This is a genomic window from Mesorhizobium sp. L103C119B0 (genome assembly GCF_000502235.1).
GTDB lineage: Bacteria > Pseudomonadota > Alphaproteobacteria > Rhizobiales > Rhizobiaceae > Mesorhizobium.
The window spans coordinates 20,324-43,038 of sequence record NZ_AYXE01000021.1; the positions used below are offsets into that span (position 1 = coordinate 20,324).

Below are 22,715 nucleotides of genomic sequence, written 5' to 3' on the forward strand. Positions count from 1 at the left end.
CGCCAGGCTGGCGGTCACGCATCCCAGCAGCGACGTCGCAGACGCTGCTGCAACCGGATGAATTTTCGTGCATTCTTGTGCATGGCCACAATGCTTCGAACCGACACGCCGGCAAAATGCTGCTCCTATTGCGGTTCGCGAGAGCATGACTACGAGGATTGTCCGAAGCGCAAAGCAGAGGCGGAGCGGCAGTGGGAAGGCCAGGCAAAGCCCGGCGCCGAATCCGAGGCGACGGCCGAAGTCTAGCTGGGCTCGAACAGCTCGATCACGTTGCCGGACGGGTCTTCACAAAGAATCTGTCGCCCGCCCGGACCTTCGACGATCTGGTTGCGGAACCGCACGCCGGCCTCGCCCATCTTAGTCACGATTGACGGCAATTGCTCGACCTCGAGCACGAAGCGGTTCCATCCGCCCGGCTCGGGTGTCCGGCCGTCCGGCATCGGCCTGGCTGCCGACGCCAAGGGGCCGGCGAGCCAGAGCGAGAGGTCGCCGCGCGTCAGGATGGCCATCGCCGGACCGAATTGCTGCTTCAGCGCGAAGCCCAGATGCTTTGTATAAAACGCGATGGACAGATCGACATCGCGGACCAGATATCGGACGGACACCATTCGCAGGCTCCCTCACAAAGGCCCCTCCCGAGAGATGGCTGGCGGGACAAGTCGGGGCAAGCCCGCGCGCACGCTTCGGGCGCCTACGGTGCGATTGCGTGGTCGGCCTGTCTCTCTCTCACGAAGGCCGTCAGCAGCTCCATTCCCGCCGGCCAGTCGCCCAGCCCGCTATTGCTGTTGATGTGACCAAGCGGCCCGGCGATGTGCAGTTCGCTGCCCCATTGTGTGGCTTTCTCACCGGCATAGCCGTTCGGATCATAGGGATCGTCGGTGCTGGCCACGATCAGCGAGGGGAAGCGAAGCGGCCCGCGCGGCGTATCGGCGAAGGGAATTCCGTAAGCGGGATAGACCGGCGAGGCCGGGTCGGGAACCGCAACCAGAAACGCCCCGCCGATCCGACGGCTCGACACCGCCTGCCAATGCGCGACCAGCAGGCAGCTGAGACTGTGGGCGACGAGCACCGGCGGGGTCTGTGCCTGTGACACCGCGACGTCCAGCGCCGCCACCCAGTCGTCGAAATCCGGCAGCTCCCAGCTTGCCGGGCTGAAGCGGCGCATCGCCGGGTCGGCCTGTTGCCAGCGTGTCTGCCAGTGGGCCTCGCCCGATCCGCCGCTGCCCGGCAGAATGATGAAGTCGGTCATGGAAAATCCTGTTTCTTCGCCGCAGATGATGTCCCAATCCTAGGGCTTCTCCTTGTTCGCGGAATGAGAGATCATCGGAAAGCGACGAAGAATTCCGATGGATTGAAGGTGTTCATGGCAAACGGCGATTACCGGCCACGGCTCGACCCCACCGACATGGCAATCATCGAGATCATGCAGGAGGATGGCCGCATCGGCATTTCCGAACTCGGCCGCCGCGTCGGCCTGTCCCAGCCCGCGACGTCGGAGCGGGTGAAGCGGCTGGAGGAGCGCGGCATCATCGCCGGCTACCGCGCCGCGATCGATCCCACCGCCCTCGGTCTCGGCACCATGGCCATGATCCGCCTGCGCACCACGCATGAGCACATCCAGACCTGCCTGAAGAAATTCGCGGCCATGCCGGAAGTGGTTGAGGTGCTGCGGGTGACCGGCGAGGATTGTTTTCTGGTCAAGGTCGTCGTCCCGTCGCCGCCCGACCTCGAAAGCATCGTCGACGCCATCGGCCGCTACGGCGCGGTGACGACCAATGTGGTGCTGCGCGCCGAGCCGCCGAAGCGGCTGGGGCGGGAGCTGATGGCGAAGCTCTGAGCGGCCACTCGCGGCAAGAGGATTGCAAGCGCCTCCTTTGCGAGGTTCGGCTTTGCCGCGAAAGAATTTCGGGGGCTGGTGTAGGATCGGCGGCGTGGCGCCCGTCCTTGGGGCGAAACCCGTTGCAACCCTTGGAGGACATCATGGAAGCCGTTCAATCGCCATGGCAGACCGCGGCCATTCTCATCGCCCGCCTGACCCTGGCCGCCCTGTTCGCGATGGGCGCCGGCCTCAAGTTCATGGATATGGGCTTGACCGCCGGCTACATCGCCGCCGCCGGCTTTCCGTTCCCGCTGTTTCTGGCCTGGTGCGCCGCGATCCTCGAAACGCTGCTGGTGATCGCCTTGCTGACCGGAGCATTCTTCACGCCGGCTGCCCTGGTCGCCGCCGTCTATGTGGTCTTCCTCGGCTTTGCCTTCCACGGTCCGTCGCACTGGACCGGCAACCAGGCCGAGGTCGGCGCCTTCATATCCCATTTCCCGTTCGCCGCCGGCTTGTTGTTCGCCGCCGTGCATGGACCGGGCAGCGTGCTGGCCTCGAAACTCGGCCGAGGGTGAGGCCCCGCGTCGGCAGACCGCCTCACATCTGGTCGTTGTAGGGTTCCTTCATCTGGCCGACCATGCGGGCCAGTTTCGAGAAGGACGGCATGTCCGCCTCCGGCTGGCATTGATTGGCCAGTTCAAGCAGTCGGATCGGAAAGTTGACGGCGTCGCGGTTGGACTCCGACATGCCGTCGGACCGCTCCTCGCCGGTTTCGATGGCCTCGGCCTTGCGCAGCGCAATGTCGATATCCTCCACCGTGAGCAGGCCCTTGCGCACCAGCACCTGATTGATCGAGGCGACGGCCATCAGCAGGCCTTCGAGTTGCAGATTGGCGACGTTCATGGCTGTTGCTCCCATTTGGCTCACGCTCAACGCATGAGCCGCTGTTACGATCCGGACGGGGATACAAGCGATAGGCGTCCGTCGATGGCCTGCGCTACTCTTCCATCCAGCGGCGGCCATATTCGGCCCACAGCGCCTTGACCTCCCGGCTGCCGAGGCGCGGGGCCGAGCCGTCGCCATAGGCGATCGAAACGCAGCTGATGTCGTAATGGGGATGGGCGTCGATGACGAAGCGGATCGCCTCGCCGAGCGGCCTTCTGCCGATGACCGGATCGGCCTGGCCTTGGCCGACGCTGCGAACGCCCGAAACAGTGGCTGGCGCTTGCCGCATCCTGAACACGGATGCCATGGCTGGTTTGTCCATCCCGCTCTCCCCCGAGTTGGAGTGGAATGATTCCATAAGAGCCAGCTAATGACCAGTCGCTAGACGGCCTGTCGAAGGCTGCGTCTTGTATCCTGCAGCCGGTTGAAGGACTGTTCAGGCCAGCGGATCCGCCGCCGGCGGCCTGGCGGGAAGGCCGAGCCTTGTCCGCTCGCCGTCGGCAAACTCCTCGGCCGCTTCCTGGGCCATGAACAGATGCTGGGTCACCGTGCCATTCTCGGCAACCAGCACCGCCCATTGGCGGCGGTCGACACGTTCCACGCGAACGTCATTGGGCTCTCCGGCCACCACGATCGTCCTCCAGCAGGCGTACGGCACGGAGGGGGCGTGCCTTTACGCCTTGGTCTTGCTCTTGGCCGGCGCCTTGGCGGCCGGCGCCTCGGGTGTCCTGATGCCGAGCCCGAACTCCTTTGCCAGCTCNCTTGCTCTTGGCCGGCGCCTTGGCGGCCGGCGCCTCGGGTGTCCTGATGCCGAGCCCGAACTCCTTTGCCAGCTCCGATCGCTTGGCGGCGTAGCTGGGCGCCGTCATCGGATAGTCGCCGGGCAGGTCCCATTTGGCGCGATAGGCTTCCGGCGTCATGCCATGGGCGGAGCCGAGATGACGCCGCAGCGACCTGAACTTCTTGCCATCCTCGAGGCAGTAAATGAAATTCGGCGTTACCGAGCGCTTGCGGTTGACCGCGGGCTCAGGCGCAGGTTGCGGCGGAGCAACGGGATTGTCCACGGCCGCGAGCGCTGCATTGACGCTCTCGATCAACGCCGGCAGGCTATCCGGCGGCACAGAATTGTTGCGCACGAATGCCGCGACGATGTCGGCGGTCAGATTTATATTTCGGATTTTGTCCTCAGACATGGCTTCTTTTGCCCCCTTGATGCCAAAGGGCAAATTATCAGACAACATCCGCCGACGGCATGGCACTTTAGAACATATGCATATGACTTGACGCCGGATGTGGTAGCGCTAGCATCGCCGAGTCTCCGATCGATGTCGATGTAGGAATTCTTTCCTGACATATCTTGACCGGTGAGGGCAGCTATGCTATGATTTGCCTATGGTGCTGATTTGCGCCGCCGACCCGCCGCCGAGGCGGGTTTTGTTTTTCAGGCCGGCTTGGAAGCGATGACGGCCAGTGACGCGAGTTTTCCCTCGCTCAGGCTGCTTATGTAGTTTTTTCGCCGATGCACGAACTCGGCGCCGAGCACGATCTCATTGGCCTGCTGCTGGGCGGGCGAGGGCACGATGCCGGAATTTGCCCGTTTCAACGCCAGCTCGACATGATCGCCGGTTTCGTCGATGACATCGTCGACCCGGAATCCGGCTGAAGCAAACAGAGCCTTCAGGGTCTCGCCGTCGACAAGATGACTGGCCGCCGACGACACCGCCCAAGGCAAGGGATAGTAAGGCTCGCCGTCCGCCAGCACCGCCTCGGTCCAGACAAGCCTGGCTTTCGGCTTCAGCACGCGCCACGCTTGCCCGATGACCGCCGCCTTGTCAGCGATATTCATGCCGACATAGAAGCAGATTGCCGCGTCGAATGTGTCGTCCGCAAAAGGCAGCCTTGTCGCATCGGCCTCATGGAAACGCACTTTGTCGCCTAGGCCGCAGAGCTCGGTCAATCGGCGGGATGCCTCGACGAACGCCTGCGTCAGGTCGACGCCGTCGACGCTGCACCCATAGGTCTCGGCAAGGAACCGGGCCGGGCCGCCAATGCCGCTGCCGATGTCCAGAACCCGATCGCCGGCGGAGGGCGCAAGACGCGCGGCATGGTCCTGCGTGGCGATCAGCTCGCGGCCATGAAGCTGATCGAACGGATAGAGTTGTTTGGCTGCGAGGCTGCCGGCCTTTGCGTCCGGCACAGCCGACAGGATGCGCTCGACAATGCCGCCGCTGCCATAGTGATTGGTCACATCGCTCATTGCGCTCTCCGACGAGGCCCAGCATCCCATCGAAGCGGCCCTCGCGCAATGCGCGGCCGCGCCAAGACGCGGCTTTGACCGAAGTAGGAATTATTTCCTTTTTTGCATTGACGGGTGAGGGCAGCTTTGCTATGATTTGTCCATGGTGCTGATTTGCGCCACCGACCCGCCCACGAGGCGGGTTTTGTTTTCCTGATGCCCACAACGTGCGGATATCGGATGTCGGCGGGACAGCACCCCCCTCTGGCCTGCCGGCCATCTCCCCCTCAAAGGGGGAGATCGGACTGCCGCCTTGCTTTCGCCAATCGTCGGCGCTGCAAATTGGTCGCGACCCTGGAGCTGCCAATCTCCCCCCTTGAGGGGGAGATGTCCGGCAGGACAGAGGGGGGCGTGAAGGAACGCTATCCTCGGTTCATTCTGCCTTATCCGCGAGGCCTCCCTTGTCCAACCGCTATGCCACCATCATCACCGACGATGACGGCCGCGAGGTCGTCAGCGCCATTGGCGTGTTCGAGGGCGCTGCCCCGCAGGCGCGCATCGGCCGTATGGAGCCGGTCGTGCCGGGCGTGCTGATCGGCATGGTTCGCGGTGGTCCTGTCGATGCCATCGGCGGCTTCGGCTTTCCGCGCGGCGCGCACGACGCAAGGGCGATCGCCAGGGCAAGCCTGAAAGCCGCGTCTGCCGGAAAGCGCCACGCGCCGGCCGCTGATGCAGCCCGCAAGGCCGCCCCAAAACGGTCAGGGCCAAAATCGGCACGGCGCAAGTCCGGCAAGATCAAGTCCGGCAAGATCAAGGGGCCGGCGAAGCAGGCAGCGACTGCCGAGCCCGCCGGGATCTCGGATCATGGCTGACCGGACGGCGCCGCGTGCGCGCCCTGACCGCAAGGCGCCTGCCGCCGCCGCTGCCAAGCCGAAGCGGACGAAGAAGACGCTTGGCGATGATTTCCTCGACGCGGTGCGCGCCGACTTCCGCGCCCATGGAGCCGGCGTCCTTGCCGCGGTCCGGGCCGACAAGCCCGACCAGTATCTGAAGATCGTGCAATCGGTGCTGCCCAAGGATCTGGCCAAGGATTTGCATGTTTCATCTGACAATCTGGAAGCCCTGAGCGATGACGAGATCCGCCGCCGCATCCGCGGCCTCGAAGCCGTCCTCGGGCCGTTTGGCGACCAGCCTGAAGGCGCGCCGCCACTATCTGGCGCTGCTGCAGGAGCTGGACCGCAGGCGCAGGACTAACCAGCTTGCCGCCTACCGGCCTTATCCCAGGCAGGCGCAGTTTCACGCCGCCGGCGCGCAGAACCGGGAACGTCTGTTCATGGCCGGCAACCAGCTCGGCAAGACCAGGGCCGGCGGCGCCGAATGGGCCATGCATCTCACCGGCCGCTACCCCGCGTGGTGGCAGGGCAAGACCTTCGACACCCCCGTCAGGCTATGGGCTGCCGGCGTGACGGGGGAGGGCACGCGCGACAACCCGCAGCGCGTGCTGGTCGGCCCGCCGCAGCAGCAGGCGGCATGGGGCACCGGCATGATCCCGGCCAACGCCATCCTGCACACGACCATGGGCCGCGGCGCCCCGGGCGCGCTCGACAGCATCGTGGTGCGCTGGGGCGGCGGCGGCGACGTGCAGGCCGATGAATCGGTGCTTTCGTTCAAGAGCTATGAGAAGGGCCGCGAAAAGTGGCAGGGCGAAACCCTGCACGGCGTCTGGTTCGACGAGGAGCCGCCGCTCGATATCTATTCCGAAGGCCTGACCCGCACCAACGCGACGGGCGGCATCACCATCGTGACGTTCACGCCGCTGCTGGGCATGAGCGACGTGGTGTTGCGGTTCTTGACGGCGCAGGAGGTTCTCCCTTCCCCCCTTGTGGGGTGAGCAGCTGGTTCGCGAAGCGAATCGTCGTGCCAGTGGCACGACGAAAGGCCGGCGAATGCCGGGACGCTGCGGAGCGGCGGGGACCCGGCAGGTTGGATCGGCCACCACCCGGCCCTTCGCAGGCTCAGGGCGTTCGAAGCTCGAAAAGCCAAGCAATTGGCTTTTCGTCCGCCACGCGGACCGCTTCTCACCCCACAAGGGGAGAAGGTAAGAACCGCCACGCCCGGCGCAAATATCGTGCGCGGACAACATCATACGACATTACTTTGAATCAGTTCGGCAGGCTCTACGTCCTGTCACGTCGCTATGTTGACCTCGAGATCAGCGGTGCCTCAGGCGATTGCCGGCAATGATGATTGCCATACGGCGTGGTGCGATATCTGGTTGTGCTCGATGCAATCGGTTGCCAGTTTGCTGATTTCAGGATCGGCGGACGCCTGCGCCCATTCGACGAACGCGTCAACAACGACCAACCTCGCCCGGCTGGCCAGCCCCAGGCCGTAACGGCGCACTACCGGCTCTGAATGGTCGAGCATCGCACGGATCATGCCTGATGCATCATCTCGCCATTGCCCGGAGATATCGGCGATCGCCGAAAACGGCGTTTGCGGCCTGAGCAACGCGGCGTGCTGACGCGCAAGCTTTAACTGCCAGTCTTTTGCAAAGCGCACAAATTTGACGGCTCCCATGCGTACACCATCGTGATAATCATCAAGGGCAAACAACGCCTGCGCGAGATGCTGACCATCGTTCCGCGTACTGCATCGCAAGATAGACTCCACGGCATCGAAGCGCGTGCGCGGGTAGCTGTCCCCAAGCAGCGCGGCCAGCTCACCCACCATCGAACTTATGTTCTGGTTTTGAAAGGTGGCAATAAACGCACCCGCCGCTCGCGTCTCAGCATTGGCAGATGTCAGCAGGAGACGAAGGCTTTCCAACGGCACCGTCTTGCCGAGCTCGCCGAGAAGGTCGTTGGCAAGCGCGCCATCGTCATCATGCGGGGACGACAGCAGCCGCTCCAGCATCTCCTGACCTGTCATGGCATTTGTCGATTTGCCGAGTGGCAGCAGGATCTTACCGCCTTCGCTGAAAAAAAGATGAGCAACCTCGCTGTCCTCGGCGGACAGGCGCATCGCCTCGAATAGATCTGTCATGGCAAAGAGTGGCTGTCCCACCCGCGTAGAGTACAGGCCGCGCAGCATGGACCAGCCCAGACGCATCGATGTCGCCGATGCACGGCAAGACCTACCGCATAAAGCGATAAAGGAAAAGATGAGAGCGAAGCTTTCCCGTTTCGGCGCGTTGCGGAATCGCGAACCGCGACCAGACTGGTGGCCAGGTTGTCGAGGAACCAAGTCCATGAACAGGCGGCAGGTATTGACAGGCGGTTTGTCGTCGCTTGTCGTGTCGCCGGCGGGTGGTGCTGAGGTATCAAAGCCCCAGGTGCCCAAATGGCGACCCTCGTTTTCACAACCCATCGATCGCATCGAGGAACGGTTCGGCTATTACTTCGACAGAGGCCGTGACTTTGCCATCCTTGAAAACGGCACCTGCGTGCTGACGGAAGCCGGCCTGTCCGATGAGGCGGCAGCCATGGCCGCCATCCAGACGCTTGCCATGATTTACAACTATCACCCGGACATGAAGCCGTCCGACATGGATGATGGCAACGTGCTGGTCAGCTATAATCATCCAGCCTTCAATGTCGTGCTTTCCGACGTTGCGAATGCGCATTGGCAAGAGATCGAGGCCCGCCCCAGGATGGGCTGGCTACGGGCGAGGTGCTGATCACGCCGCTGGGGCAGAATGTGTTCGATGAGCTCGGCAAATAGGCGCTGCTCGGCAGGTGCTACATGTTCATGGATGCGCAGGCGCCAAAGGTGATCCGCATCAAAGGCAGTTGATGAGTCCAATCAGGGATATTTGGTGCCCGCAAGCTGCCTGGCACGACCCTCGGCGGTTGGCGATTTGCGCGTTAATGGGCCGCACAATATTTTCTCTCGACCGGTATACTGGTATATATAGAGCATACAGGATTGATTGGGAGTGTCGGGGACGCAGACCTCGCGTTTGAACCCTGTTCCTGGATCGGTACGGGTTCTGCAGATTTTTTTACTCGTATCGTAAGGAACATTCGCCTGGCTGGTGCATGCCGATGCACTGGCGGCAATGGCGACAACGATTGCAATCCGAATCATGTGTTCCCCCAAGTCTTGGGTCAGCTTCGCATTGATGAGCGGTGGTATCAATGGCCACACTCTATTGGAGCATGCTTGCATGACCCGTCACGTCACCTTCATGACCATAGACGACGTCGAACACTATTCGCCGGACGAGCGTGCCGCGATCATCGCCGCCTATCCCGAACATGAGCGCGAAGCGAGGGCCAAGGGCATTCCGGTGCTGGGCTCCGGCCGCATCTTTCCGATTGCCGAGGAGCTGATCGCCTGCGAGCCGTTCCGGCTGCCGCGCTACTGGCCGCGGATCGGCGCCCTCGATTTCGGCTGGGACCATCCGTCGGCCGCGGTCGAGCTGGCCTGGGATACGGAGGCCGATGTCGTCTATATCTCCAAGGCGGCGCGGGCCTCGCAGCAGACGCCGGCCATGCAGGTACTGGCCCTGAAGCCGTGGGGCGAGTGGCTGCCCTGGGCCTGGCCGCGCGACGGCCGCCGCGAGACGCTGGAAGGGGCGGGCACCGCACTTGCCAGACAATATTCCGCGCATGGGCTGAACATGCTGTCGGGCCACGCCCGCTTCGCCGACGGCTCGGTCTCGGTCGAGGCCGGGCTGATGGAGATGCTCGACCGCATGCAGTCCGGCCGCTTCAAGGTGTTCTCGTCGCTGCTGCCCTGGTTCGAGGAATTTCGGCTTTACCATCGCAAGGACGGCAAGGTGGTGAAACTGCGCGACGATTTGATGGCCGCGACGCGCTACCGCAAACTGACGCTCGCCTATGTCAGCGGCGCCGGCACTTTGCCGACGGTGGCCAACGGCATCTGGCTGATGTTCGACCGTGCCGGCGACAGAGGCGCCGACGGGACGGGAGTAGGAGATTTTTTGGGGCCTGCGTCTTCGGCAACCGACAATATTGTCACTTTCGCGGGCACCAGGGGCAAGGTGGGGAAGGATAGTGGGATCGCGGTGTCCAGCCTGGCGCCGAAGGCCAGCCCGACATTTACCGGGACGCCAACGGGGCCGACCGCAGCGCCTGGAACGAATACCACGCAATTGGCTACAACGGGGTTCGTCAAGGCTGGGTTTGATCTGAAACTTGATAGCCGACCCAACCTTGGTGTCGTCGCGCAGACGATCACCGATTGGAACAACGCCCTGGACAACGGCTGGTATATGGCCTCGGCGGCGGCTAATGCGCCAGACGGCGTAAATTGGTTCCTGGGGTTTGTGGAAGCGCACGGAAGCACTGGCTACCGGACGCAGACGGTGCATGATTTCGTCAACGACACTACGGCGGCAGACCAAAAGCTATGGCGGCGCAGGCAGGCTGGCGGTGCCTGGGGAGGATGGATCAAGCTGCAATGGTCGCAGGCCGAACAGGATGCACGCTATGTCCAGTCGTCCACGGCGTTGCTTCAGAAGTTTTATGAAAGCCCGCAACAGACGATCACATCCGGCGGGTCGCTGACGTTGGCTCATGGGCTGGGGGTGAAGCCGAAAAATTACCTTGCATTCTTACAGTGCACCACTGCTGAGGGTGGCTATTCTATTGGAGACGAAGAACCTGTCTCGATTGGATCGCACGAAGCAAGCACCAATCGAGGCCTAAGTGTCGTTCCCGATGCTACAAATATGGTCGTTAGATTTGGGTCGCAGGCTTCTAGTGCCGTTCAGATTACACGCAAAGACACTGGTGGATTTCTAAATATTACCAATGCAAGCTGGCGGCTTGTCATTAGGGCATGGGCCTAGCATAAATTCGAGTGAATTCTTCAAAAGAAAGATCAAAAGGCCGCTCTCTCTTTCCGAGATATGGCGTCTGCCCAATCCACCACCGAATCTCAATAAGCCTCGGCTATTTTCGTCGTCGAAGCGCTTCTTGATCACCTTTGCCGGAATTCTTCCTAACACTGCATACGGAGGTGCATCTTCGATCACCATCGCAGCGGCGACGACGGCAATGGTGCCGTCGCTCGATTCGCCGTTCCGATCTCCTTTCCGGCCGACGCCACCAAATACCGCCCCGCCAAGGTCTCCAGCGACGTTGTCTCGATGATCGACGCCTAACCGCAAGCAGCTTCGCAAATCGACAACCTGCCTTTCGCGGGCAGAAAGGAAAACCCCAATGGACCGCAACTTCGCGCGGGCGCTTGCGCTCGTCCTCAAATCGGAAGGCGGCTGGTCCGACAATCCGGCCGATCCCGGCGGCGCAACCATGAAGGGCGTGACGCTGGCCAATTTCCGCCGCTACGTGAAGGCGGATGCGACGAAGGTCGACCTTCGCCATATCACGGATGCTCAGGTGGCGACGGTCTATCGCCGCTTCTATTGGAATGCCGCTGCGGGCGCCGAGCTTCCCGGCGGTGTCGACTATGCCGTCTTCGACTTCGCCGTGAACAGTGGGCCGGGCAGGGCGGCTAAATATCTGCAGGCGGCAGTTGGCACCGCACAGGACGGCAGGATCGGCCCGGCCACGCTCAAAGCTGTCGGCGCCAGGCCACCGGGCGCAGTCATCGACGATCTTTGCGATGCCCGCCTGGCATTCCTGCGGCGGCTGCCGACCTGGCCGGTTTTCGGCAAGGGTTGGAGCGATCGCATCCGGTCGGTCCGTTCCCAGGCGCTGTTGATGTCGGCACTACAGCCCGCTCCGGCACCTTTGCCGGGCACCCCGCCCCAGCCATCAGCGCTCTCGCCGAAGCCCGGCAGTGCGATGCCGCCGGTGTCTACCGGCGGGCCCGTCAGCCCCGTCGAACGCCTGCCGTTCTGGCGTGCGCTGCTTCAAATCCTGAAATCGATTTTCGCAAGGAGTTCGACATGATCGCCGTCTTCATCCGCATCGGCTTGCGTTACGGCGCCGGTGTTCTGGTCGCGCGTGGCCTGCTCGGCGCCGACGACGCGGCGGCATTTTCTTCCGACCCCGACATTCAAGCTGGTCTGGAGATCGCCGCCGGTCTCGCCATCGCCTTGGTCACCGAGACCTGGCACTGGCTGGCCCGCAAATCCGGCTGGGAGCACTGACATGGAAGGGTTTCAACAACTGCTCATCGCCTATCTCGAAGCCGCGAAACCCTATGCTATCGGCTTTGCCGCCGGGCTTGTCGCCGGGTGGCTGCTGTGAGCGCGCTCCTCGCCGTCCTGCTTGGCAACAAAGCGCTGCTGGGCTTCCTGGCATCGGTCATCGCCGCCCTTTGCTGGGGCGCTCACCAGCGGCTGGCCGGCGCCAGGGCCGAGCACGGCAAACTGGCGGCCGCTGAGGCCGCGGCGCGCGCGGTCGCTGAGCAGGTGCAGAACGACGTCGGCGCATTGCCGGCGGACGCTGTTCGAAAGGAGCTGAAATCATGGGCAAGGGACTGATGCTTGCGCTGCTTGTGGCGCTTGCCGGGTGCACGACTGCTTCGGGCGGCTTCTGCGCGATTTCGAGCCCGCTGCGCCTGTCGGCCGAAGCCGTCGACGTCCTGTCGGACGCCGAGGCGAGAGCGCTCCTGGCGCACAACCGCAAGGGACAAAAGCTCTGCGGATGGAGGCCTTAGCCGATGCACGACCTCTTCGACATGCTCGGCATCAAGGGGCCGGTCGTCGCCGCCGGGCTAGCCGGCGGCGTGCTGCGAGCACTGTCGCGCCATCGCTACAAGCTGCGCGAGATGATTGCCTCGCCGATCTGCGGGGCGCTGGCGGCTGCGTATCTGACGCTGCCTGCCGTCGCCTGGTTCAGGGCAACCGGCATGCCTATCCCCGATCCGGCCGACGACACCACGACGCTCGCCGCCGCCTTTTTGATCGGCGTCTCGGCCATGTGGATTTCCGACATCGTCTTCGAGGTCATCGTGCGGCGGTTCGGCTCGGCCGGCAACGAGTGATGCACTTGAGATGCTGGAAGAAGCCAGCGACAATGCCTACCTAAGGAGCAATCCAATGGAGGTATGATATGGCGACGTCCACCGAACGTGCAGTCCTTGCCGGCGGCTGTTTCTGGGGCATGCAGGATTTGATCCGGCGCTATCCCGGCGTGATCTCTACCCGCGTCGGCTATAGCGGTGGCGATGTGCCCAACGCCACGTATCGCAACCACGGCAGCCATGCCGAAGCCATCGAGATCGTTTTCGATCCGGCCAGGATCAGCTTTCGCACATTGCTCGAATCCTTTTTCCAGATCCACGATCCGACCACCAGGAACCGCCAGGGCAACGATGTCGGAATGAGCTATCGCTCGGCGATCTTCTACACCAGCGACGAGCAGAAGCGCGTCGCCGAAGACACCATCGCCGATGTCGATGCCTCTGGACTGTGGCCGGGCAAGGTCGTCACCGAGCTTGCGCCGGTGGGCGATTTCTGGGAGGCGGAGCCAGAGCATCAGGACTATCTCGAGAAATACCCCAACGGCTATACCTGCCACTTTGTCAGGCCGGGCTGGAAGCTTCCGGTCCGCGAAAAGGCTGTTTCGTAACGCAGCCGCTATCGTCTGCTTATCTGGCGGTCGAACTATTCTTCCGCGCGATCGGTATGCCGGCCGCCTTGTTGAGGTGGCCGTGCTCGGGCTGCCCATAGATGAACGCGCCGTGGACGGGTTTGCCGTCGACCTCAGAGCCTGAGAACGCGACGGCCTCGATCTTCTTTGTTCCGGTCAGGCTCTGGTTTCGAAGATAGGCGAAGGTTCGCACCGCTTCTCCGACAATTCGATCGAGAAACGGTTTTGGCCGCCTCCCGGGCCGTCGCACGAGGCTTGGAAAGCGCTCTCGTCCCGAAACAAAATGGTGCTGTGCGCAAAGCGCCGGCATGACTTCCTTGCGTCCGACCCTCACTTTGGCAAAATGCGTTTCCAGCTTGATCACATCGGCATCGCGCGGCACCCATCGATCGGAAGCAAGCAGCGAGCCGGCGCCCGCGCCGAAAACGACGTCGTCCTCGAAAACCGCGCCATATTGATCCGCGCCGTTCGCAACGATCTCCCAACACGAGCGGTGGCTCAGGAAACAGCAAACCTCAGCAGCGCTTAGCGGGCTTTTGGCGACAGAGCAGCAATCGGGGCAATCAATGGCGGAGACACGCTCAAATGGTACTCCGATCCGGCCGAACTCGGACGCGACATGCGCCAGCCGATCGCGAGAACGATCAAGATTGATCACCAGACACCTCATCAGCGCCCCCTTTGTCCGGTGATCAGTGAATATCACGTTCCCGTGATTGCACAAAATTTGCTTACGTGCGGGGCAGTGGGTAGCGGCGTACGGTGCCGCCGGTTGATTTTGGAGGTTGGGTGGACATTGACGGCGTCCCCCGCGTGGCGCGAGCCTTTACCGTGCGCGCCTAGACGAGTCGCCCTAGAAGCCGAAGAATTGCCGACCGATCATGTATCCGAGCGCGACGACCACAAGGGGAAACAGGGCGGGCGTCAGCCCACCAAGAGCGGAGGTCTTTGGCTGTTGCCTGGAGATGGTCCTGGGTGCATTGCCGAGATTCTTGGTCATCCGGTATAGTAGCAAGCGCTGATTAACGATTCCGTAACCCGATCGAGGCCGCCGCGGCTTTTTGCGTTTCTGGCGCGACCTTGACAATGCCCAGCCCGTGACGCAACTGGGCCGTCTTTGAGAGCATTGTGAGGCAAGGTCAATGCGGGTGACGCTCGTTTTGAAGGGCGTAATACCCTGCCGAGGTTACGGTGGGATTCAGCGTCAGGTCGAATGGCTGGCCACGGAGATGGTTCGTCTCGGACACGAAGTCGTGGTGATCGCTGGCCCTGGCTCCAGCCACCCGCTCTTCGAAGTCCGGCACGCTTCGACCGATGCCGAATGCCGGGCAGCCATTCCGCGCGACACGCAAATCGTCCACACCCATAGTTGGCCCGTCGAGGTGCCATTTCCAACGCTGAATACGCAGCGCGGCTTTATGCCGGACCAGCCCATGCCAGTTGCGAACTGGAGCTTTATCAGCGCCAATCATGCCCGCCAGCATGGGCGCGAGACATTCGTCTACAATGGCTTTCCGGTGGACGCCTATCGTTTGTCGGCTGCAAAGGGCGACCGCCTGCTATTTCTCGCCGGCATTGCACGATCAAGCAAAGGCCTCAACCGCGCCGTCGATCTCGCCAAAAAATTCGATTTCGGTCTCGATATCGCCGGTGGCTCGCGTTGGAAACTGCTGGGCCGAAGTCAGACCCGCCGCGAAGGGTTGTTTTTCAAGAGCCTTGGCAGGCGATACCGTTTCCACGGAATCGTTGACGGCGAGCCGAAGCTTCGCCTTCTCGGCGAAGCGCGAGCCTTCCTCAACCCCATCGCCTGGGAGGAGCCGTTCGGCAACGCACCGGTCGAAGCCATGTTGTGCGGCACTCCGGTGCTGACGACGACGCGAGGCGCATTGCCCGAGACGGTCGATGCCGACAGCGGGCGCTTCTTTGAGACCGATGAAGAATTTGCGGCCGCTTTCGAGGCCGTCGCCGACCTTACGCCTCAGCAATGCCGCGAATCGGCCGCGACGAGATTTCCCATCCAAAAAGCGGCGCGCGGCTATCTGGATCTCTATGCCCGCATCCTTGACGGCGAAGCGCTTCCTTGACGACCGGCGATCCAATCCTCTTCGTCGGCTTCCCCGCGGTCGGCGACTTCGTCCGTTGCCATTCCGCCATCCAGATCATTGCCGCGCGATTTCCTGATCGCCCCATAGATGTCGTCACCTCGCCCGTTGCAGCGCCGCTGGCGCGCCTGATGCCGCATGTCAGGAAGGGCTGGGCGCTTGCCAAGCGTCATCAGCGCCCCGGTTTTGGCGAGCGCAGCCGCCTGGTTGGCGAGTTGCGCAAGGAAAATTACCGTACGGCCTATCTGATGACCAGCAGCACCAAGGCGGCGCTGATGGCGTTCATGGCCGGAATAGAGGAGCGCATCGGCTATCCGCAGGAGTTGCAATTCGGCCTCCTCAATCGCTTCCCCGCCGGCTGGTTGGCCCATCTATGGGCCTTCGGACCCCGCAAGACGCGGCTGTTCGAGGAGGTCTGCTCGATTGCCTCGCTTGGCGAAAAGCCGGCTGCGGGCGCAGAGTGGCCGGCGCCCCGGCTTGTGGTCGATCCGGCCGAACTGGACGAATGGCGCCAGCACAAGAAGATCGATGCCGACCGACCGGCACTGGCGCTCTATACTGCCGACATTGAGAATTTCCGCTCATGGCCCGTCGAGCGCTTCATTTCGATCGCCAGAGACCATCATGATCGCGGCTGGGCAATCTGGATTGTGGGCGGACCGCGCGAGCACGCCGGTGCCGCAAAAATCCGCGCCGCCATTCCTGAGGCAATCGACTTCACCTCGACCCCGTCGATTGCTGACGCGATGTGCCAGATCGCTGCGTCAACCATGTTCCTCGGGGTTGATGGCGGGATTTCCCACGCCGCCGCTGCCCTGAACGTCCCATGCGCGCTCATCTACGGGCTGAATCGCCCCTATGTGCATGGGCCCGTAAACAACCATGTTCGCTTTATCGAACCGCCGCTTTCGACGCCCAGCTGGGTCAAGGACACGCGCGGCGTCAGCGAAACTCGGGTGAGGGAGGCTCTGGCTGACATCTCAGCCGGTATCGCCAACTGACCAATGGTCTCGCCGGCCCCAGGCGTCTGGTTAAAAACGCCCCGTGGGGGCAACCATAGCCCCGTTTCGGGTTTACCCCTTGACACTACCCCTTGGCCCTGCGGTTTTCGGGCTCGTGATTGCCGACCCAATGTGCACGGATGCGGTCGCTGGCTTCAAGGTAGGCCATGTCGATGAGGTAGGTCAGAAGCTTCTGGCCGTCGGCTTCGGCTTTCTGCCGAAGCTCCCGCAGCATCCCTTGCGCGAACTGCAGGTTCTCCATTTTGCTCGGCTGGTCCATTGGTGCCCCCCCAATGTCTGCGCATGAACTTTGCGCTGACTATGCTTGCATGAAGATTGCCGTGAAGTGGATATTGCACGTGCGGACCGCGATCCTGCGAAGGCGCTGGCTGCATGAAAGCCGCCCCATCCGGCTTCAAGATTCGCTACAATATGTGACGGAAAGAAAATAAACAAAGCTTCTTTTTGTACAAGAAAGGGAGATTCCTTCAGTTCACACCACGAGATGCTTGGGCAGCATAGTTGACGTAACGATATTGCGTGGTCTTAAGCTCTCGTTTCCAAACAAACGTAGCATCGTTGCAACCACAAGACGAATTCCAGCTGACCGGGGACGCTCCGTTCGGCATCGGGCGGTTTCGAGAACGATTTCCTGCCTGCCGGCTGTCTGCGCCGCTCGCGCTAGGCCGACTTGCGTTGCGGCAAGCTAGACGGCGTCTCGACACCGTCAGAAATTGGTTCGGCTGTCCGGTTTGTCGGCTCGTCATCGACCCGGTCGTGCTCGAATTGCCGGGCGGCAGGCAAGCGTTGCAACCAGTGCTCACGGCGATTGACCCAGAGTTCATAGCTGGGCTCCAGCCCTTCGGTGGGCACCTCATCGAGGCTGCCAATCGTCACTTCCACCTCATTCTCACGAACCAAAGGGACCCGGCCGCCGCAGGTGGGACAAAAACTTCTGTCGCCGTAGCTGCTGACGATACCCGTCGTTTCGAACGCCTCGAGCGGCCACACTGCAAACGCCGAAAAAGCCGACCCGCTAGCCTTGCGGCAGTCCTTGCAATGGCAAAGGCCAATCCGAAAGGGATCTCCCGTCACCGAAAACTGGATGCCGCCGCACAGGCAGCTGCCGCTCCGCCTTGTATCATTGGGCATGACCGCTCCTCCATCTGGTTGGGCATCACACCACTACATCTTGCAGCGCCATGCGCACAATCAATTCACCCGCAGCGCAAGGGTTCCATGTCGCCTCGCGCAAAGCATCGTCTGAACCCGGGAGCGCCATGGCAACGACCGCCGCAAGGCTGCTGGATGTGTCAGTTCGGGAAATCGAACACCGGTTCCCGGCACCAATAGACACGGCACTGGCGATCACGTGTCGGAACGGAGGCAGCGACCGGCACCTCCGGCCAGTCGCACTCGTTGCCGTATTGGCGGACATAGCGATCGTAAGTATTCTGGCCGGTCGTCAACACCGCCGAGTGATGGCTCTGGATCAGGCGCTGCGTCTCCTCGCAGCTCATCGAACGCGTGTCGGGTCGGGCGTGGGCCGTGCTTGTTGCTGCAAACAACGCCGTTCCAATGATCCATGCGATTGTTTGGGATGTCATGGCGATCCTTATCCTAAAATACGGCCAGGTATTTCAACAGCGAAATGATGCCGATAATGAGGACAACGATCTGCGCGATCTGCCTCGTGCGGCCATCGAGCGGCAGACGCTGGATGAGATAGAGCACCAGGATGATCACCAGGAAAGTGATTAGAATGCCGATAAGTACCGATGAAGCCATGTCCCTCACTCCGTCTGGCTACGTCTGAGAAGAGTACGCAGCGGCAAACGCTCTGGCCCTTGATTGGTTCCTGTCGATGCGAAGCCATCGGCGCAGCGTAAAGGCCGCGAAACAACGTTCCGCAGCCTTTGAAGCTGGATGCCGATCAGGGCCTGTTTGCCGCAATGGTTGTCGTTTGCCATCGGCGACACAGTCCCAGGCAACTTGTTGCTGGCGTCAGGCGGGGCTAACGGGAGAACCGCCTCGGGTTGACGAGCTTCCGACAAAGACGGCCTGAGTTGCGCTTCGTTGTCGACATTTGCGCGAGCCCTGAGATCCGGCGCCGCCCGGCGGGTGATCGCCTTTTCGCAGGAGAACAATTGCCGTCCCAAGGGGACGACGGGAACCGAAACCTCGCACGTGCATCTCAGCTACCGCGGAACGGGCAAATCGAGCAGGTGGGGAATTTGGGGTAGGGAAATACGTCATCCAACATGCGGGGATTGGAATCCCAGGTGTCGGGCCCGCCAGTTTGTTGGGAGCGTTGCCCGTTGCAGCCTACACCATCGACACACGGGGCCGCATCACGTTCTACAACGAGGCCGCCGAATGAGTGGGACGACGCGCCGCGGTTTTGGCTCCGTCGTCCTCCAGCGGGTTGCGCCACAAGCGCTTAGCGGCACCGGACAACTGGAATTTGGGGACAAGGCGTCGTCTGGACGCTCCAGGCGCCGCCGAGTTCGGTCCAAATCTCTCTCGCGGATTTTGTCGATTGAAAGAGAGGGTCGCGCTTAGGACAATCCCAGCAGGGGAGCGGTTTGGCCGCCTGTGGTGTCGGAATTGCCGATGCCAGACAGTTCGTGCTTATCGTCGGCAAGCGAAGTCAATCTCCCCGCCTCGACGGAGGTCAGTCCGTCCAATTCCATCACCGCGCCGTAGAGTTGGGCCGTCTGCATCACAAGCCGCTCGACGTCTTCAAGGGCGACGTTCTCGTCCAGGTTACGCAATCGTATGTCCTCGGCAACCACCGCAATATTGACCATTCCGCGCGAGCGCAGCGCGCCCAGGACCCGTGAATTGAGATCCTCCCGTAGCCGAGCCGAATATCCGTAGCGCATGGAGACCTTCCTTTCAGGAGCCGGTTGTCCCGTCGTGATCAAGATGCGCCAACGACCTTCAGATGGCAAGAAGAATATAAAATATTCTCAAGTAAATCAAGTAGTTAGAAGACTGCGAGGGTTGTGCTATCGGCGTGTCTTCCTCATCGTTGGTCTTTTATGTGAGTCACCCATCAGCCTCTCTTGACGCGCTGCACGGGGACCCCTAGCTATACTGCAATTGAGACACATACTAACTCACCATATTTTTGGTCTTGACGGTTGGAGGCGCGAATGGCCGAGCTGGAACGACCCGAGCGACTGCAGATCATGCTGACAGCCGAGGAATTGGCTGCCTTGGAAAACTGGCGCTTCGAAAAGCGCATGCCAAGCCGGTCCGCGGCAGTGCGGGAACTGCTGCGGCGCGGCCTGGATGCGGATGGATTCCTGACTGCGGGACAAGGAACAAAGTCTCAGGACTTTGGAATTCTGGGCAGCAGTGTGACTGGCGACGGCCAGTCGGGCGAGTAATCCGACGGCGGTTAGCCAACAATCGCTTTTTCTGGAAGTGCCGCTACCAATTTATTGCAGTGGCGGAAACGCAAAGCGGGTCGGCTCTCGGCAGGGTACTGGTCTCAGCAGGGTACTCTTGGCGTATTGTTGCAAAGCCCGCTCCGGTTCGCCGGAGCGGGCTTTTTGCGTTTTCCGAACAGGAAATGGTCGCGATCGCTTTCAGATACGCTCAAGGTTCTCTTCGCACTCCATGCACGTGACGCTGTGACCGGGGCACCTGAGCCGGTGTGTTCCTCCAGGGCAGCAATGGCCGTTCGAGCTCGCCCACCGGGCACAGACAAACACCTTGCGGGTTCCGTGGCATTGTGGACATTCTATCGGACGCGCCAGCAGAGCCTCGTTCTCCGAGACACGGCATTCCCTCTCAAGAACCTGGACCATCTGAAACCCCAAGGCCGAAATACGGCTAAGCTATCCATACCCGGAAAGCCTAAATTAGAATTTAATCACATAGATCACGAGCCTTCCGAGGGGGAAGTTTCGCGGATGGCGATCTCAGGCCACCGGCAGTCCGCCGCGCGTGTCTCGTTCCCAATTTCGGCCGTCTCAAAGTCAAGCTCCGGTTGCTCCCGGCATCGGTCGACCCGCGATTTTGCCCACCGATTTTCGCATTCGGATCGTTATAGGCTTTCGCTTTGCTGGAGCGGCGTTAAAGCTGCCCGGCAAATGCCTGGGCGGGAACAGTCCGTTCCTGCGTCGGTTCGTTTGGACAAGGATGTCTGCCAATGACATTGATGGGCGCAGCGGCACTTTTGATCCTTGTCCTGACTTATGCCGGCGTCGCAATCGGGCGTATTCCAGGCCTCCGTCTCGACCGGGCAGGGATCGCCTTGCTGGGGGGGGCGGCGATGATCGCCATCGGCGCACTCAGTATGGAAGATGCCTATCGCGCCATCAATTTCGACACCATTACGCTGCTGCTCGGCATGATGATCGTGGTGGCGCATCTGAAGGTGTCGGGCGCCTTCCGGGCGCTTGGCGCCTACGCTATCGAGCATGCGCACGCGCCTTTCGTGCTGCTGGTGATGGTGACGCTGTTGACCGGCGTGTTGTCGGCGTTCCTGGTCAACGACGCCATCTGCCTGGTCATGGCGCCGATCGTCGTCCACGTCACCCGTGTCATCAATCGCAATCCCATTCCCTATCTGATCGCCACCGCCACCGCGTCCAACTGCGGCAGCGTCGCCACCATCACCGGCAACCCGCAGAACATGGTCATCGGCGCGCTGTCGGGAATTTCCTACCCAGCCTTTTCGGCCGCCCTGGCGCCGGTTGCCCTCTTCGGCCTCGTCGCGGTCATCGTAATCGTGCGCATCGTCTACCGCGCCGAATTCGCCCGCACCGCCGATCTCAACCCGGAGGTCTATCGCGGCCGCATGCTGCCGGGACAGGTGCTGAAGGCGGTGGTTGTCTGCATCGGCCTGGCCATCGCCTTCTTCGCCGGCGTTCCGGTTGCCAAGGCAGCGCTCATCGGCGGCGCCATCCTGTTGCTCACCCGCGCCATCAAGCCGGCACGCATCTACCGCGAGATCGACGGCCCGCTGCTGTTCATGTTCGCCGGCCTGTTCATCGTTGTCGCCGGCGCCGAAAAGACGCTGCTGACGCCCGACATCATCGCCTCGGCCAAGAACCTCGGGCTGGACGACGTCTGGCGGCTATCGGGCTTCACCGCGGTGCTCTCCAACATCATGAGCAATGTTCCGGCCGTGCTGGCGCTGCGGCCATTCGTACCCGGCCTTGAAAACCCCGGGCGTGCCTGGCTGGTGGTGGCGATGAGCTCGACGCTGGCCGGCAACTTCACCTTGCTTGGCTCAGTCGCCAACCTGATCGTCGCCGAACAGGCGCGGGCGGCCGGCACGCAGCTGTCCTTCTCAGCCTTCTTCAAGGTCGGCCTGCCACTGACGCTGCTGACCCTTGCCGTTGGGACGGCATGGCTGGCGGCTGGATTCTAGAGCAATTCCAGGAAAAAGTGTGAAGCGGTTTTTCGGTCCGGAATTGCGTCAAAACAAAGAGATAGCGTGTTTCGCCGTCTCCATTAAACGGTGAACGCTCTAGCGGATAGTCGCCGACCCTGACCTTGCCCGAACCAGCGTTGCAGCTGCATGTCCGGCGGCCTCGACATAGTCGGGGTTGCGGTGGATCAGCATGATCGAGAACGCGCCGTCCATCAAAAGCACGATTTCGCGCGCCAGGGTCCGCGGCTCGTCGACGCCGTGGCCTGTGAGTTCGCCGGCCAGCCAGGTCTCGAAATTCTGCTTATGCCGCGCCCCCGCTTTAACGGCCGGGTGTCCGGGCATGGAAGCGAGTTCGGCTGCCGTGCGCAGAAAGCCGCAGCCTCTCCATTTCGGGTGCTTCGCCACGCGCGCCAGATTGGTGAAAATCGCCTCGACCTTGCGCTCGACATCGCCTTCGGCCGTCTCGAACCAGCCGGCCATCTGCTTGAGGTTCGGCTGGTCGCGACCGTCGAGATAGGCCGCGATCAAATCGTCCTTGCTCTTGAAATGATAGTAGAGCGTGCGCTTGGTCAGCCCGGCTTTTTCCGCCACTGCATCGACGCTGACGCGGCCGATCCCCTCGGCATAGAACAGCTTCGTTGCGGCATCGACAATGCGTTTGCGGGTAGGGCTTAGTGCTTCGCTCATAC

At 61.9% G+C, this 22,715-nt stretch carries 33 protein-coding genes; 18 read left to right on the top strand and 15 right to left on the bottom strand.

Going from position 1 to position 22,715, the window contains the following annotated elements:
* The first annotated feature begins 81 nt into the window (after positions 1-81).
* Positions 82-246: a hypothetical protein gene (locus X728_RS1000000170590; RefSeq protein ID WP_023685945.1), complete on the top strand. Its 165-nt coding sequence runs from the start codon at positions 82-84 to the stop codon at positions 244-246.
* Here X728_RS1000000170590 and X728_RS140945 read toward each other — a convergent pair.
* Both X728_RS140945 and X728_RS140940 read right to left on the bottom strand, forming a co-directional pair.
* Positions 243-608, bottom strand: coding sequence for a VOC family protein (locus X728_RS140945; protein ID WP_023832794.1), 366 nt, complete (start codon positions 606-608; stop codon positions 243-245). The two genes, X728_RS1000000170590 and X728_RS140945, sit on opposite strands and share 4 nt — an antisense overlap.
* An 83-nt stretch (positions 609-691) precedes the next feature.
* On the bottom strand, positions 692-1,249 hold the full coding sequence (locus tag X728_RS140940; RefSeq protein WP_023671441.1) for an alpha/beta hydrolase: 558 nt from the start codon (positions 1,247-1,249) through the stop codon (positions 692-694).
* Between the two features lie 114 nt (positions 1,250-1,363).
* On the opposite strand from X728_RS140940, the gene X728_RS140935 reads away from it, so the two are divergent.
* Entirely contained in the window at positions 1,364-1,837 is a 474-nt protein-coding gene (locus tag X728_RS140935; protein ID WP_023693744.1) for an Lrp/AsnC family transcriptional regulator, read from the top strand.
* A gap of 143 nt (positions 1,838-1,980) precedes the next feature.
* Complete coding sequence (locus X728_RS140930) at positions 1,981-2,394, top strand: DoxX family protein (RefSeq protein ID WP_023804968.1); 414 nt, start codon at positions 1,981-1,983, stop codon at positions 2,392-2,394.
* Positions 2,395-2,416: 22 nt separating this feature from the next.
* On the opposite strand, the gene X728_RS140925 is transcribed toward X728_RS140930, so the two are convergent.
* The 5 genes from X728_RS140925 to X728_RS140910 all read right to left on the bottom strand — a co-directional run bounded on the left by X728_RS140925 (position 2,417) and on the right by X728_RS140910 (position 5,021).
* Positions 2,417-2,722 carry a hypothetical protein gene (locus tag X728_RS140925; RefSeq protein ID WP_023671444.1) on the bottom strand — a complete coding sequence of 102 codons (306 nt, stop codon included), beginning with the start codon at positions 2,720-2,722 and terminating at the stop codon, positions 2,417-2,419.
* A 94-nt stretch (positions 2,723-2,816) separates the two neighbouring features.
* The gene (locus tag X728_RS140920; RefSeq protein WP_023671445.1) at positions 2,817-3,086 is read right to left on the bottom strand and encodes a hypothetical protein; all 270 of its coding nucleotides are present in this window, start codon (positions 3,084-3,086) and stop codon (positions 2,817-2,819) included.
* Between the two features lie 114 nt (positions 3,087-3,200).
* The gene (locus X728_RS140915) at positions 3,201-3,365 is read right to left on the bottom strand and encodes a hypothetical protein (protein WP_023685951.1); all 165 of its coding nucleotides are present in this window, start codon (positions 3,363-3,365) and stop codon (positions 3,201-3,203) included.
* A 7-nt stretch (positions 3,366-3,372) separates the two neighbouring features.
* Positions 3,373-3,957, bottom strand: a complete 585-nt coding sequence (locus X728_RS0136145; RefSeq protein ID WP_023832796.1) for a MucR family transcriptional regulator — start codon at positions 3,955-3,957, stop codon at positions 3,373-3,375.
* A gap of 248 nt (positions 3,958-4,205) precedes the next feature.
* Positions 4,206-5,021 (bottom strand): class I SAM-dependent methyltransferase, encoded by an 816-nt coding sequence (locus X728_RS140910; protein ID WP_031195937.1) that lies wholly within the window; start codon positions 5,019-5,021, stop codon positions 4,206-4,208.
* 440 nt (positions 5,022-5,461) lie between these two features.
* On the opposite strand from X728_RS140910, the gene X728_RS140905 reads away from it, so the two are divergent.
* Genes X728_RS140905 through X728_RS140900 form a run of 3 tightly spaced genes read left to right on the top strand, consistent with a single transcriptional unit; the run spans position 5,462 to position 6,891 of the window.
* Positions 5,462-5,872, top strand: coding sequence for a hypothetical protein (locus X728_RS140905; RefSeq protein ID WP_023832798.1), 411 nt, complete (start codon positions 5,462-5,464; stop codon positions 5,870-5,872).
* Positions 5,865-6,254: a hypothetical protein gene (locus X728_RS1000000169530; RefSeq protein ID WP_023832799.1), complete on the top strand. Its 390-nt coding sequence runs from the start codon at positions 5,865-5,867 to the stop codon at positions 6,252-6,254. Before X728_RS140905 ends, X728_RS1000000169530 begins: the two co-directional genes overlap by 8 nt.
* Positions 6,181-6,891 (top strand): terminase family protein, encoded by a 711-nt coding sequence (locus tag X728_RS140900; protein WP_023832800.1) that lies wholly within the window; start codon positions 6,181-6,183, stop codon positions 6,889-6,891. The genes X728_RS1000000169530 and X728_RS140900 overlap by 74 nt, the downstream gene beginning before the upstream one ends.
* Positions 6,892-7,223: 332 nt before the next feature.
* Here X728_RS140900 and X728_RS140895 read toward each other — a convergent pair whose 3' ends face one another.
* Positions 7,224-8,111 carry a hypothetical protein gene (locus X728_RS140895; RefSeq protein WP_031195944.1) on the bottom strand — a complete coding sequence of 296 codons (888 nt, stop codon included), beginning with the start codon at positions 8,109-8,111 and terminating at the stop codon, positions 7,224-7,226.
* On the opposite strand from X728_RS140895, the gene X728_RS140890 reads away from it, so the two are divergent.
* The 8 genes from X728_RS140890 to msrA all read left to right on the top strand — a co-directional run bounded on the left by X728_RS140890 (position 8,092) and on the right by msrA (position 13,510).
* Positions 8,092-8,679, top strand: coding sequence for a hypothetical protein (locus tag X728_RS140890; RefSeq protein ID WP_155924033.1), 588 nt, complete (start codon positions 8,092-8,094; stop codon positions 8,677-8,679). The genes X728_RS140895 and X728_RS140890 overlap by 20 nt on opposite strands.
* 357 nt (positions 8,680-9,036) lie before the next feature.
* Positions 9,037-10,818, top strand: coding sequence for a terminase family protein (locus X728_RS1000000171835; protein WP_245266211.1), 1,782 nt, complete (start codon positions 9,037-9,039; stop codon positions 10,816-10,818).
* A gap of 373 nt (positions 10,819-11,191) precedes the next feature.
* The gene (locus X728_RS140885) at positions 11,192-11,884 is read left to right on the top strand and encodes a glycosyl hydrolase 108 family protein (RefSeq protein WP_023727868.1); all 693 of its coding nucleotides are present in this window, start codon (positions 11,192-11,194) and stop codon (positions 11,882-11,884) included.
* On the top strand, positions 11,881-12,084 hold the full coding sequence (locus X728_RS140880) for a hypothetical protein (RefSeq protein WP_023832804.1): 204 nt from the start codon (positions 11,881-11,883) through the stop codon (positions 12,082-12,084). Before X728_RS140885 ends, X728_RS140880 begins: the two co-directional genes overlap by 4 nt.
* 96 nt (positions 12,085-12,180) lie before the next feature.
* Complete coding sequence (locus X728_RS140875; protein WP_023832805.1) at positions 12,181-12,420, top strand: hypothetical protein; 240 nt, start codon at positions 12,181-12,183, stop codon at positions 12,418-12,420.
* Positions 12,405-12,596: a hypothetical protein gene (locus tag X728_RS140870; protein ID WP_023671459.1), complete on the top strand. Its 192-nt coding sequence runs from the start codon at positions 12,405-12,407 to the stop codon at positions 12,594-12,596. The genes X728_RS140875 and X728_RS140870 overlap by 16 nt, the downstream gene beginning before the upstream one ends.
* A gap of 3 nt (positions 12,597-12,599) precedes the next feature.
* Positions 12,600-12,923, top strand: a complete 324-nt coding sequence (locus tag X728_RS140865) for a hypothetical protein (protein WP_023689880.1) — start codon at positions 12,600-12,602, stop codon at positions 12,921-12,923.
* Between the two features lie 68 nt (positions 12,924-12,991).
* Positions 12,992-13,510 carry a peptide-methionine (S)-S-oxide reductase MsrA gene (gene msrA, locus X728_RS140860; RefSeq protein ID WP_023671461.1) on the top strand — a complete coding sequence of 173 codons (519 nt, stop codon included), beginning with the start codon at positions 12,992-12,994 and terminating at the stop codon, positions 13,508-13,510.
* 19 nt (positions 13,511-13,529) lie between these two features.
* Here msrA and X728_RS1000000167970 read toward each other — a convergent pair whose 3' ends face one another.
* Entirely contained in the window at positions 13,530-14,189 is a 660-nt protein-coding gene (locus X728_RS1000000167970) for a glycosyltransferase family 25 protein (protein WP_023827220.1), read from the bottom strand.
* Positions 14,190-14,673: 484 nt separating this feature from the next.
* Between X728_RS1000000167970 and X728_RS140855 the strand changes: the two genes are divergently transcribed.
* A complete protein-coding gene (locus tag X728_RS140855) occupies positions 14,674-15,615 on the top strand; it encodes a glycosyltransferase (RefSeq protein WP_023808296.1) in 942 nt (313 codons plus the stop codon).
* Positions 15,612-16,634 (top strand): lipopolysaccharide heptosyltransferase II, encoded by a 1,023-nt coding sequence (waaF, locus tag X728_RS140850; RefSeq protein WP_023727870.1) that lies wholly within the window; start codon positions 15,612-15,614, stop codon positions 16,632-16,634. Before X728_RS140855 ends, waaF begins: the two co-directional genes overlap by 4 nt.
* Before the next feature lie 85 nt (positions 16,635-16,719).
* Here waaF and X728_RS140845 read toward each other — a convergent pair whose 3' ends face one another.
* From X728_RS140845 to X728_RS01000000167215, 5 genes are all read right to left on the bottom strand, one after another.
* Complete coding sequence (locus X728_RS140845; RefSeq protein ID WP_023689885.1) at positions 16,720-16,914, bottom strand: hypothetical protein; 195 nt, start codon at positions 16,912-16,914, stop codon at positions 16,720-16,722.
* A 401-nt stretch (positions 16,915-17,315) separates the two neighbouring features.
* Positions 17,316-17,786 carry a GFA family protein gene (locus X728_RS0136160; protein WP_023705683.1) on the bottom strand — a complete coding sequence of 157 codons (471 nt, stop codon included), beginning with the start codon at positions 17,784-17,786 and terminating at the stop codon, positions 17,316-17,318.
* A 161-nt stretch (positions 17,787-17,947) separates the two neighbouring features.
* On the bottom strand, positions 17,948-18,241 hold the full coding sequence (locus X728_RS140840) for a hypothetical protein (RefSeq protein WP_023730429.1): 294 nt from the start codon (positions 18,239-18,241) through the stop codon (positions 17,948-17,950).
* Between the two features lie 13 nt (positions 18,242-18,254).
* Positions 18,255-18,422, bottom strand: coding sequence for a Thivi_2564 family membrane protein (locus X728_RS1000000169545; RefSeq protein WP_023727872.1), 168 nt, complete (start codon positions 18,420-18,422; stop codon positions 18,255-18,257).
* A gap of 770 nt (positions 18,423-19,192) precedes the next feature.
* Positions 19,193-19,519, bottom strand: coding sequence for a hypothetical protein (locus tag X728_RS01000000167215; protein ID WP_023727873.1), 327 nt, complete (start codon positions 19,517-19,519; stop codon positions 19,193-19,195).
* Positions 19,520-19,792: 273 nt separating this feature from the next.
* On the opposite strand from X728_RS01000000167215, the gene X728_RS140835 reads away from it, so the two are divergent.
* Positions 19,793-20,029, top strand: coding sequence for a hypothetical protein (locus X728_RS140835; protein ID WP_023671471.1), 237 nt, complete (start codon positions 19,793-19,795; stop codon positions 20,027-20,029).
* A 767-nt stretch (positions 20,030-20,796) separates the two neighbouring features.
* Positions 20,797-22,023, top strand: a complete 1,227-nt coding sequence (locus X728_RS140830; RefSeq protein WP_023756417.1) for an anion transporter — start codon at positions 20,797-20,799, stop codon at positions 22,021-22,023.
* 99 nt (positions 22,024-22,122) lie between these two features.
* On the opposite strand, the gene X728_RS140825 is transcribed toward X728_RS140830, so the two are convergent.
* Complete coding sequence (locus tag X728_RS140825; RefSeq protein WP_023832806.1) at positions 22,123-22,713, bottom strand: TetR/AcrR family transcriptional regulator; 591 nt, start codon at positions 22,711-22,713, stop codon at positions 22,123-22,125.
* Positions 22,714-22,715: the final 2 nt, after the last annotated feature.